Source organism: Marivirga sp. (assembly GCF_024636815.1).
In the GTDB taxonomy this organism is placed as follows: Bacteria; Bacteroidota; Bacteroidia; order Cytophagales; family Cyclobacteriaceae; genus Marivirga.
The window spans coordinates 19973-31812 of record NZ_JAGXGF010000017.1; the positions used below are offsets into that span (position 1 = coordinate 19973).

Sequence of the window (11840 nt, forward strand, 5' to 3'; positions counted from 1 at the left end):
ATCACCCAACACCCCCTTCCACTATCTTAATCTCCTCTTCGGTTAACCCATACAACTCATAAACCATCTGATCTATCTCTTGCTCTAATTTAGTAGTGTCAGCTGAAGGATCTTCTAGAGTCATTTTTAAAATATTCTCTGAAACAAGATTTAATAAATTATAAGCACTATCCAAGTCTTTGATAATAGGTAGCTCTTTGAATTCACCAATCTTGATTTTCGGAAATAAAGCATCAAATTCATTATTTGTAAGCTTGAAATAGTACGCTATTAATTTTGATGATAGCAACGCCTGAAATGTGTAAGTATATTTTTCATATTCACTCAGGGGTTTTGCAATAAACACACTTTGATCAATAATAAACTTTTTTTCTATCACAGTACAATTAAGCCTCTTACCGAGCACTTGTCTCATTAATAGCCTTTTACCTTCAAAATACTTCATTTCTCTAGGTGCTGCTAACCAATCTCCGTAGCTTATAAAGTGTTTATTGTCCCATTTGTATCTATAATTAAAAACATGTTTTCCCCTTATTTCAGGCACAAAAGTTTCATCCTTTTTAAAATCAGCATGGTATAGTTTATTTTTGATAGTTTCTCCGCTTTGTCCCCTGTATTTATCATAAGGGTTTACCCCTCTAGTTATTTCGCAATGATCAATTAACTCATTGGAATTTAGTCTTACTTTATTAACTAAATCAAAGAGCTCGTCATTTATTTCTAAGTCAAAAATATATCTGTGATTATCTTTAAATCTACTTTGAGTTATGCTATGTTTAAAATAAGGAGTTTCGTTTTGAAATTCATAAACATCAAGATTTCCGTAGTTTTTAACTTTTTTAGCTAAGATTATTAATGTATCTACCGATGCTTCTAAAAATATATTCTCCAGATTTGGAAATACTACTAACATAGAAACTGTATTTAAAAGATATTCTCTACATTTTGAAAACATCATGTTTTTTAACCACGAGTTTGGGGTTATGTAGGAAATATGAGAGTCGTCTTTCATTAGGTTTATAGCTCTTTCCATGAATGAAACATATAAATCTAATTGGTATTCTGATGAATAATAATTTTGATTTAAATATGAAATCAAGCTCTTATCAAAATCTTTACTAGATAAATAAGGCGGATTCCCAATCACCACATCAAAACCCAAAAAATTGCCTTCATCATCTAAGACCTCTGGAAATTCAAACCGCCATTCAAAGGCATTTTCATAAATGGCATTGCTTTTAATTTCCTCTATATCAGTTTCCAGTTTGTTGATATCAGTTTCCAGCTTGTCAATCTGCTTTTTGCGCTTTTTCTGCTCGGCTTTGCTGACTTCAAACAAGCCCTGCTGCATGGTGAGGTTGTATAGTTCTCCGGCTAATTTGGCTTTGCGTTTTATTTTGGGGTCATTTTTATTAATCTCTGTTCGAAAATCACTTTTAATATCATTGATCAAGCTTTCCATTTCCCGCTTTTCATCTTTGCTGATAGCATTTCGATAGCTGTCAACTGCATTACGGTAAGTACTGATATTCCACTTGCTTTTCTTTAAGGCCTTGCTCAAATCCTCGTCCAAACCAAAACGACTAATCAATGAATTGCCTGATTTAATGTTGATGTCTATATTGGGTAGTGTTTCCAGTTCCCTTATTTCACCATCCGTGTTCTGGTAGTAAGCACTTTTTAACAATTCAATCCAAAGACGTAATCGACAGATTTTTACTGAATTGGGATTAATATCTACGCCAAAAAGGCAATTCTCTATTAAATCTTGTTTTTCATGAAACAAAGCTTCCTGTAATTTTTGGCTTTTTTCATGAGTAGGTTGATAAGTGAAAAGCCTATCCTCCAAATCAGTGATAATCAATTCATCATTTTCGATGCTAATTTGATAGTCGCTCAGCGGATCTTCGCTTCTATCGCAAAGAATGCTCAATTCATGCTTGATGGCAATTAGCTCATTTAAAGCGGAAACTAAGAAATGGCCAGAACCAACAGCAGGGTCGCAAATTTTTAAGGTATTGATTAACTGGTTGGCTTGTGCTCGCACTGCTTTTCTACCCGATTCACTCTGTTTAATTTCGGCATGCAAGTCTTCTTTCAGCTCACTAAACTCTTTGCACTTCCAGCCATAATGAGTGTTGAATTTTTCTACAACCGCTCGTCTGATGGTTTCCCTACACATATACATGGTGATAAAACCAGGAGTAAAGAAAGAGCCGTCTTTGTAACCGTTAATTTTTTCAAATATCAATCCCAATACCGAAGCATTGATTAGTTTCTTATTTTCCTCCTGAATTTCCTCTGAACCTTCACTGCTGAAATCGTAGGCTTCCAGAAAGGAAAACAGGTATTCCAGAATCGGCAGTTCACCACTTAATCTTTTACCTTTAGTGTCTTTCAGTACTGTCCCTTTACTTACGGGAATGCTTTCACTGGCATCCAGTGTATCAATATGCAGCGCACGGTTCTCCAATTCATTGGCTTCAAAAAGGCTTGAATTCAGATAAGGTACTTTGGCAAAAGCTTCCTGAAAAGCGGGTTTTCTTTTATCGGTGGGCACTGCCAATACATTGAAAAACAAATCCGCCAGTTTGTTAAAATTCCCAATCCGTTTCAAATTCAAAAAAGAGAAGCTTTTATCGCCCTGATTGTAATCTAGCAATTGTGCTTCCAGAAGCTTTAAAAATAGAATACGGTTTAGCCAAGTAATCACCAATTGTAAGCCTACGTTAAACAAGCGCTCTTCCGTGTTTTTACCATATTGCTGAGGATAGTCCAGTCGATGCATTTCTCCACGGCTTTCCAATTTAGAGATCACGGATTCCAATAGCGTACCGTAAATACGGTCTTTTTCAGGCTTTCGCTGGATCAGTTTCTTGCCCTTTTCCTGAAATTCCTCCAGCCCCATGATGTAGAGCAATTCATTGTAGAAACTTTTATCCAATGAGTTACTGTCATTGGAAAAAGGCAGTTTGAGCAAATGCTCAGGAGAAAGTAGTTTGTACAATACAATCAGCTTGCTATCATGCTCCTTACTGCTTTTCAGTGCTTTATCGTATTCATTTATATTGAAATAAGTAAAGCTGATTTCATTCTCTACTGCTTCAATTGCAGGTTTAGCGATTTCTTTGTAAAAATGCTCCGTATTGGTAGCTGAAAGTGTACCCGCTTCAAATTCTTTAAACTTACTAACCAGTTTTTTATCCCGTGCAAAAAGGGTGTCAAACAGGTGCGCATCAAAAATAAACCATTCATGTATGTTGGTAATCACCAAGTGTCGCACTTCTGTGTTTGATTGGCTTATCCGCTCTCGAAGGAAATACAACACCAGTTCCTGCATGGCTTTAGTGTTGATTTTATCCTTTAGTGGCATTTCCGTTTTGTTGGTTGGGCTCTTGGCTTCTATAATCACCCCAACGGAACTCTTTGTGTTCTTACCATTGTGAATTACCTGATCATTACGCCCTTTGGTATTAATGTAGTAATCGGGTGCATAATAGGTGTTCTTTAGAAAGTCAGCTATAATATTTTTATGAAACTCTTCTGATTCACCCTCCTTAATCTGCTCCAAAAGCGAAGAAAGTTGCTGTTTAAAGCTGTCAATCTGCGAACGATTAGGTTTAACCTTTAGGAAAGCCTTGTTCAGCGATTTACGGGGAGTCAGAATGTTATAATTCATAAGCGTGTAAAATGGGTGCTATGGTTCAATCAACCTTTAAATTAAGGGAAAATATTGGGAATTGCGGCAGTAGCTAGGGAAATAATGCTCTGAGTTCTTTCAATAACTTTTTCAATGTTCAGACTAAAATAAATAGAAACTAAGTTTTAATTAAAATTTACGAACTTTGGAACAGTTTACTTTAACATAAGAGAATTAAGAAGAACAGTCTTCAAATCATCAGGAGTTAATATAAACTATAAATTTTTATTGCGGAATTTTTTATCTAAAGCTATTAATTTATCTACTCTTACATGAGGAGCAAAGTTCATCTGCATGGCATCTTCAAAAAGCAACCAATGAAGTGCAAGAGAAGGTTTCACCGCTGAAGCTTCTTTGTATATTAAGCTCCTTACATTTCCCAAACGGCTAATAGTATATTTTACGGTGAATTCTTTAATTTCCTATTCATTGAAAGTGCGAGTTTTTTTCTCCTCAATTCAAATCTGGTGGCATAAAAAACACAATAATTGTCTAGAGCAGAAATTTATGCTTACTTAAATTGTAAATATCAAATTCTAGAAATTTCATTAAAACCTACTCTTCAATGTAAATGTGAGTCATGCCTATTGCTGATTTAAAATATTTTTTTTAGTAAGTGAAGAAAATATGAGAAATAATAGTAGACTTGAAGAGTTTTTTAAGATGCCAATGTTTGCATAGTATTAGAAGTAACTGATATCAAAGGAATTTTGGATCGTTATTTCACTTTCGATTGATTGCCTTTCTCTTTCAAGAATGAGGGTGCCAAATCAAGTAAGGGGAATACCTCATCTTGAGCGAAAGTACCTTTCAATTTTTCATAAAGAATTCCCCTCATTGTAGAAACTGAAACATTTGCTATGTTGTATAGAAGGATGTTAGGAATATCAAATCCTGAACTGTTTGCTTTATTCATTTGTACAGTCTCCTTAAAAGGAGTTACATTAAATTGAGTTTCGACCTTTAAATCTGCAAATTTTTCTTCGGTTTCTTTAATGAGCAAAGTAACAATTACCAAGCAGGCCACTCTTTCTTTGTCAGCAATTACACGAAAATGAATGCCTGTCTTAAATTCAAATAAAGGATAGGCATCTTTATCAAAATCTTGCTCCAAATCAAACTGCGAAAATCCAAGGACCTTAATTCCTGTAAATCTCAAATTAGTTTTTTTCTCTTCAGTACTCATGACTTATTATCTTTTTGTTTTACGATATTTCTAGAGATGCATTATCCTTAGTGTCAACTGTATATGTACCATCACTCATAATTAAGTCAACGGTGTCAGTTCCTACTACCACTGAGGAATCAGAAGAAAGGCCAACAAAAAAAAGTTGATTCCCTTCACTTACTAAAGCCATTTTATTTCTACTTTCAATTTTGAAATTCATTTTAAGTTTGAAAGCTTTTTCAAACTTATTTAAAAAAGAAACATTGAACTTCTTAGTACCGGACATTAATTGACTAATGTAAGATTCTGAGCAGTTAATGTTTTTAGCGAAATCTCTATGGGTAATACTATTCTCAATTAGAAAATCATCAAGTACTTTCATCAGCCGAAGGCTAATTAAAGACTCATCTAGTTTTGTTCGATTATCAGATATGTATGAATCAAATGATAAATCTTCGTTTTTTATGAGTTCTTTCATTTTAGTAATGTTTCTATTTCCAGTTTTGCGATTGATTCGATTGTGTTGGTAAGCTTTTTTGAATTTGTTTGGCTCTCTTTTTTTCCATATCGGCAAATGAACAGCTCACGATAACCATTGACTTTTTTAACCAATGTGTAAAATCTATGTTGCTCAATTTTGATCGCATACACATCCCCATCAGGAGTTTTTAATTCAAAATTCCATTGAGTTGAGTTTGCAACATTTTGCTTAATTGCTTCAATAATCAACACAAACTTATTTTTAAGCTTGCTATTCCTATGTATTTCAGTGAATTTTTTAGATAAATCAGAATTACTGTGGTTTAAAAAAACCCTGTATTTGAATTCTTCACTTGTATGTATACTATAAAAACTTTCCAAACTTAACCAATAGGTAAAGTACAATACTACGAACGATCTCGAAATAAAAAAAGTTTCTCGTATACAAATCTATAAAAGCAGTTTAATTTTGATTGAATTGGGAAGTCAATAATAATTTTTGAGAAATGTTGGGATTGAATAGTGTACCCCTAAATAAAAAAGCCTGCTTAATTTGCATTAAACAGGCTTTTTAGTAGCGGGGACAGGACTCGAACCTGTGACCTTTGGGTTATGAGCCCAACGAGCTACCAACTGCTCCACCCCGCGATATAAACTCTTGATTTTAACACTTTTTCTGGTGTTTCCCTCAAAAGGATTACAAAGGTATGACAAGGTTTTCGAAAAATCAAGTACCTTTGCAAAATAAATTTAAATTAATGTCAGAAAATCAGCACAAAGCCGGTTATGTAAGTATAGTGGGGAAGCCGAATGTCGGAAAATCCACTTTAATGAATGCTTTAGTGGGTGAACGCCTTTCTATCATTACTTCCAAGGCTCAAACTACTCGCCATAGAATTATGGGGATTTTGAGCGGGAAAGACTTTCAAATTGTTTATTCTGATACGCCTGGTATTTTGAGTCCGCAATACGAGCTTCATACCTCCATGATGCGATTTGTGAAAGCGGCTTTGGAGGATGCTGATATTATGCTTTTCGTCACTGATTTATATGAAAAGTATGAAGAGGGGGATGTGTTGATTGATAGAATTAAGAATAGCGGTGTCCCAATCATTTTGATCATGAATAAAATTGATCAATCTAAAGGTTCTCAGGCAGAAGATAAAATGAAATATTGGGCAGAGATTATTGAGCCTGATCACCAAATTATGGTTTCCGCTTTGGAAAAGGTGAATATAGACGGGCTTTTTAATCAATTGATTGAATTGTTGCCTGTTCATCCACCTTACTTCCCTAAGGAAGAAATGACAGATAAGCCGGAGAAGTTTTTTGTGGAGGAGATCATTAGGGAAAAGATTTTTCAAAATTATAAAAAGGAAGTGCCTTACAGTTGTGAGGTAGTCGTAACAGAATTTAAGGAAGATGAGAAAATCATCCGAATAAGGGCAGAAATATATGTGGAAAGAAAATCCCAAAAGGGGATTATCATTGGCAAAGGTGGAGAAGCACTTAAAAAAGTGGGTATAGAATCCCGTAAGGATTTAGAAACCTTCTTTAATAAACAAATCCACCTGGAAACCTTCGTAAAAGTAGAGCAAGACTGGCGGAAAAAGGACTTGAAGTTGAAACGATTTGGCTATTAGATAATTACGAATTATCAATTAAGAAATCTGAATAGACATTAATAGATTTTGAGAGTTCTATTCATTGTTTTTAACCTAACTTTCAAAGGAGAAAACAGAAGTTTTGTTATATAATAGGAATATAATTAACTCGACCACTTCCGAGGAACTCGGAAAAGCGGGAGGGAGGAAAGTTTAGCGGGCCAGCGAAGGCATTGAGGGCGGAAGCCAGCCAGAGGCTGGTCGGCCTTTGGCTGACATTAAACTTTCTTGAATTTTTGTTTCTTTTTGTTCAAGCAAAAAGAAAGGGAGAAAAATAAGTCAAAAAACCTTGGTTAATTAGAATAAACCATAAAGTCAAATAAAAAAATAGAGTTTAGAACTAGATAAGTTCTGGCTTCAAAATTATTATCTATTAATTATTAATTACTAATTAATTTAAATGTCAAACATAGTAGCAATAGTAGGGAGACCGAATGTCGGAAAATCCACCTTTTTTAATCGTTTAGTAGAGCGTAAGCAAGCGATTATGGATAACGAGTCAGGCGTAACGCGTGACAGACAGTACGGTGAGGCGCAATGGATAGGGAAGAAATTCACCGTGATTGATACCGGTGGATATGTAACCGGTTCCAACGATATATTCGAGAAAGAAATCAGAAAGCAAGTAAAAGAGGCTTTAAAAGAAGCAACTGTAATTTTATTTATGGTCGATTGCCATACCGGTTTAACGGATATGGATAAGGATTTTGCCAATATAGTTAGAGAAGTAGGTAAGCCGGTTTATGTGATAGCCAACAAAGCTGATAACACCGAAAAGAGCTATATGGCTGGTGAGTTCTATGGCTTAGGCTTTGATGATGTTTTTAGTATGTCTTCGGCAAGCGGATCTGGGTCTGGTGAGGTTTTGGATGCAGTGGTAAAGCTTTTTCCTGATGACGACCATAAGGATCCTTTTGAAGGTGTGCCGAGATTGGCAATTTTAGGTCGGCCAAATGCAGGAAAATCTTCATTTTTGAATGCTTTATTAGGTGATGAAAGAACTATAGTAACTGATATTGCAGGAACTACAAGAGATTCCATCAATACCCATTATAAATTGTATGGTAAGGATTTCATTCTGACCGATACTGCTGGGCTTAGAAAGAAGACCAAAACTAAAGATGATATAGAGTTTTATTCTACTATCCGAGCAATTCAGGCTTTGCAAGACAGTGATGTGTGTATTGTTATGATTGATGCTACCCGTGGCTTTGAATCTCAGGATATGCAAATTATTGGTCTTGCCCATAAAAATAAAAAGGGTATCATGATTATGGTCAATAAGTGGGATTTAGTTGAAAAAGATGGTAAAACCCACGATAAGTTTAAAAAGGATATCCAGGAAAAATTAGGACCATTAGATTATATCCCGATTATTTTTACTTCTGTGACAGAAAAGCAAAGGATTTTTCAGGCAATAGAATTAGCTACTAAAATTTATTTTAGCAGAACAGAAAAAGTGAGTACTTCTGCCTTGAATGAAGCCATGTTGAAAGAGATTGAAAAATATCCACCACCTGCTCTAAAAGGGAAATATATAAAAATTAAGTATGCGACTCAGTTGCCAACTTATACGCCAACCTTTGCATTTTTCTGTAATTTGCCACAGTATATAAAACCTCCTTATGAACGCTATTTGGAAAATAGACTAAGGGAGCATTTTGATTTTGAAGGGGTGCCGGTTAAGCTCGTCTTTCGAAAAAAATAGATATATACTTTTGTCATTCTGAATATTTAGATACATTTACATCTTAAACCATAATCAATTTAACTATGAAAAAATTATTTACATTACTTTTATTAGGTGCTTTTACACTTGCTGTATTTGCTTGTGATAACAAAAGTGAAAAAGAAGAAGCAAAAGATCAGATAGAAGAATCTGTTGAAGAAGTTGAAGAAGCAGTAGAAGATGCTGGTGAAGAAATTGAAGAGGCTGCAGAAGAAGTTAAAGAAGGAACTGAAGAAGCAGTAGAAGAAGGTGCTGAAGGAGTGGAAGAAGCTACTGAGGAAGTTGAAGAAGAGGTAAAAGAATAATCTTCATTACTGTCATAAAAATTTAAAAAGACCGCTTTTGCGGTCTTTTTTTGTTTCTGCCCCTACATTCTGTAAATAATAGCATTAATGTGCATTCCTGCACCCACGGATGCTAAGATAATATCATCGCCTTCTTTCAATTCGTGTCCTTCAATTTCTCCCTTCAAAACTAAATCTAACATAACTGGAACGGTGGCAACCGAATTATTACCGAATTTTTGAATGGTCATCGGCATCATATCTTTTGCCTCAAGCTTCAAATCATATAATTGGCCTAATTTCCTTAAAATAGCTTCATCCATTTTTTCATTTGCCTGATGAATCAATACCTTTTGAATGTTTTCCATGAATATTCCTGAACGCCTAAGGGCTGATTGCATAGCTGAGGCTACTTCCTCCAAAGCATACTCATATATTTTTCTACCTTTCATTTTAATGTAGCGTGCATTATCATCCAACCCAGGCTTATTTGATTTTCCCATTGCTAAGTAATTCAATTCTTCATTAGCGTCTGTTCTGTTAGCAAAGCCTAAAATTCCTTTTCTATCCTCGTCATACGAAGCTGAAACTATAGTGGCCCCGGCTCCATCAGAGAAAATCATTCCATCTCTATCATGTGGGTCTACGCATCGGCTTAAAGTTTCGGCTCCAATTACCATCACATTTCTACAAAAGCCGCTTCTTATCATTTGGTATGCTTGAATTACTCCCTGTACCCAGCCTGGACAACCGAAAATTAAATCGTAACAAACAACATCTGGATTCTGGATCTTTAATTTATGTTTTACTTTTGCAGCTAAACTAGGCATATTGTCAACTCTATTGTTGCCAAATTCCATGTCGCCAAAATTTTGCGCATAAATGATGTAATCTAGTTCTTCTTTGTCAATCGTACTGTTTTTTAAAGCATCTTCAGCAGCTAAATAACCTAAATCGGAATTTAATTGGTCTTCATTGGCATACCTTCTTTCTTTAATCCCGGTAATCTTCTCGAATTTCCGAATAATTTCTTCATTAGGAATGTCAAATGGTTTCCCATCTTCCATATAAAATTCGTGATTTAAAAAATCTTTGTTGGTGACTATGTTTTCAGGCACATAAGAGCCAATTCCATTAAAAACTACATTAGGTGTTTTCATAATTTTATGTTTGTAATATTATCAGTTGTCTTTTTATATTCTTCTTACAGCATCCCAACAAGCATCAGCTGCTTGTTCAATGCGCTCCTCACTTAGTTGTTGTTTATGATCAATTTGTAATTTTGCTAAAGAGGTAATGGGGCCGTATGATAAAGATATGATGGTATAAACCGGTAAATCTTTCATAGCCTTTGCTCTTTTTGCCTCAATGAAAAACATCATGACAGGCGACATAATCATGAAACTTTCTTCTCTTGTCAATTTACTCATATAGGATGCATACCGGTGTTGCTCTATAAATTGAAAAGCTTTAGGATGGTCCATAAAATAATGGATTAAATTCATCCAAAGATGTTTAAATCTCTCTTTAAAACTTTCTTTTTCATTATAATCATCTAGCATTGCTTTCATTACGCGCCTTTTGATTTCTTTGAACAATTCATTTATTAAATCTTCCTTATTTTCAAAGTATCGATAAATAGTACCAGCCCCTATTCCTGCGTTTTCTGCAATCATTGATATAGGAGTACCGTGAAAACCATTTTCAGATATCAATTCTAAGGTGGTTTCCAGTATTAAGGTTTTCTTATCAAGTTTGTTGTCAAGTGCGGAATGAACGTTCATTCCGCAAATTTCGTAGGTTTATTTTTCCTATCAAAATTTTTCAGAATAATTTTAACTATCTGTGAACAAGGAGCTAACATACGTTAGTGACCGAATTTATTCAAATTAAGCTATTTTGATAAATTTCGAAGTTTTTTTTAAAGTAAAGTGGCTTTCCGATACTATAAAGGACGAATTTCATATACTTAGTAGGGTTTTGAACTTTTACTTTGGCAATTGACAGTCAATTCAATTATCTTTGACCCTCTAACGAAAACCTGTAATGGGTTTTGATTAAAAATTGAAATAATATGGCTTGGTTTAAGCGACAAAATAAAGGGATATTAACGCCCACAGAAAATAAAAAAGAAGCACCAGACGGATTATGGTATAAAACTCCTGGGGGTAAAATCATTCACATGCGTGAGCTAAAGCAAAATGCTTATGTAAGCCCTGATGATGAATATCATGTGCGAATTGGTTCTAAAGAATATTTCGAGATTCTTTTTGACGATAATAAATTCACTGAACTGGATAAAGACATGAGTTCTGGTGACCCATTAGATTTTGTGGACAGTAAACCATACCCTGCCAGAATCAAACAAACTCAAGAGAAAACGGAATTGAAAGATGCCGTTCGTGCCGCTCATGGTAAAATGAATGGCTTAGATTTATGCGTGGCTTGTATGGATTTTAGTTTCATTGGTGGATCCATGGGTTCTGTGGTAGGTGAAAAAATTGCTAGAGCAATTGACTACTCTATCAAAAAGAAGGTGCCATTCCTTATGATTTCTAAATCTGGAGGTGCCAGAATGATGGAAGCTGGTTTTTCACTTATGCAAATGGCAAAAACCTCTGCTAAATTAGCACAGCTTTCTGAGGCTAAGATTCCTTATATTTCTTTATTAACCGATCCAACAACAGGTGGTGTTACAGCTTCTTATGCTATGTTGGGTGATTTTAATATTGCTGAACCAGGTGCATTAATTGGTTTTGCTGGTCCGCGTGTTATTCGCGAGACGATTGGTAAAGACCTGCCAAAAGGTTTTCAA

At 34.9% G+C, this 11840-nt stretch carries 10 protein-coding genes and 1 tRNA gene; 4 read left to right on the plus strand and 7 right to left on the minus strand.

The genetic code is table 11. From position 1 onward, the window contains the following. Nucleotide 1: 1 nt before the first annotated feature. The 5 genes from Q0L29_RS01475 to Q0L29_RS01495 form a co-directional block, all read right to left on the minus strand. Nucleotides 2–3679 carry an Eco57I restriction-modification methylase domain-containing protein gene (locus tag Q0L29_RS01475; RefSeq protein WP_296618488.1) on the minus strand — a complete coding sequence of 1226 codons (3678 nt, stop codon included), beginning with the start codon at nt 3677–3679 and terminating at the stop codon, nt 2–4. Nucleotides 3680–4418: 739 nt separating this feature from the next. Continuing rightward, nucleotides 4419–4886 (minus strand): hypothetical protein, encoded by a 468-nt coding sequence (locus Q0L29_RS01480; protein ID WP_296618489.1) that lies wholly within the window; start codon nt 4884–4886, stop codon nt 4419–4421. Between the two features lie 19 nt (nt 4887–4905). After that, nucleotides 4906–5346 (minus strand): helix-turn-helix transcriptional regulator, encoded by a 441-nt coding sequence (locus Q0L29_RS01485; protein ID WP_296618490.1) that lies wholly within the window; start codon nt 5344–5346, stop codon nt 4906–4908. Beyond that, complete coding sequence (locus tag Q0L29_RS01490) at nt 5343–5729, minus strand: hypothetical protein (protein WP_296618491.1); 387 nt, start codon at nt 5727–5729, stop codon at nt 5343–5345. The genes Q0L29_RS01485 and Q0L29_RS01490 overlap by 4 nt, the downstream gene beginning before the upstream one ends. A 194-nt stretch (nt 5730–5923) precedes the next feature. Next, nucleotides 5924–5996: transfer RNA gene (locus Q0L29_RS01495), tRNA-Met, on the minus strand. A 110-nt stretch (nt 5997–6106) separates the two neighbouring features. Between Q0L29_RS01495 and era the strand changes: the two genes are divergently transcribed. The 3 genes from era (at nt 6107) to Q0L29_RS01510 (ending at nt 9046) form a co-directional block, all read left to right on the plus strand. After that, nucleotides 6107–6991 (plus strand): GTPase Era, encoded by an 885-nt coding sequence (gene era, locus Q0L29_RS01500; protein WP_296618492.1) that lies wholly within the window; start codon nt 6107–6109, stop codon nt 6989–6991. A 421-nt stretch (nt 6992–7412) separates the two neighbouring features. Continuing rightward, the gene (gene der, locus Q0L29_RS01505; protein WP_296618493.1) at nt 7413–8720 is read left to right on the plus strand and encodes a ribosome biogenesis GTPase Der; all 1308 of its coding nucleotides are present in this window, start codon (nt 7413–7415) and stop codon (nt 8718–8720) included. A 65-nt stretch (nt 8721–8785) separates the two neighbouring features. Further along, on the plus strand, nt 8786–9046 hold the full coding sequence (locus Q0L29_RS01510; protein ID WP_296618494.1) for a hypothetical protein: 261 nt from the start codon (nt 8786–8788) through the stop codon (nt 9044–9046). A 62-nt stretch (nt 9047–9108) separates the two neighbouring features. Here Q0L29_RS01510 and Q0L29_RS01515 read toward each other — a convergent pair whose 3' ends face one another. Both Q0L29_RS01515 and Q0L29_RS01520 read right to left on the minus strand, forming a co-directional pair. Next, nucleotides 9109–10185, minus strand: coding sequence for a 3-oxoacyl-ACP synthase III family protein (locus tag Q0L29_RS01515; protein ID WP_296618495.1), 1077 nt, complete (start codon nt 10183–10185; stop codon nt 9109–9111). A 33-nt stretch (nt 10186–10218) separates the two neighbouring features. Next, entirely contained in the window at nt 10219–10809 is a 591-nt protein-coding gene (locus tag Q0L29_RS01520) for a TetR/AcrR family transcriptional regulator (RefSeq protein WP_296618496.1), read from the minus strand. A gap of 290 nt (nt 10810–11099) precedes the next feature. Here Q0L29_RS01520 and Q0L29_RS01525 point away from each other — a divergent pair. After that, a partial coding sequence (locus Q0L29_RS01525) for an acetyl-CoA carboxylase carboxyltransferase subunit beta (RefSeq protein WP_296618497.1) occupies nt 11100–11840 on the plus strand: 741 nt, incomplete at its 3' end.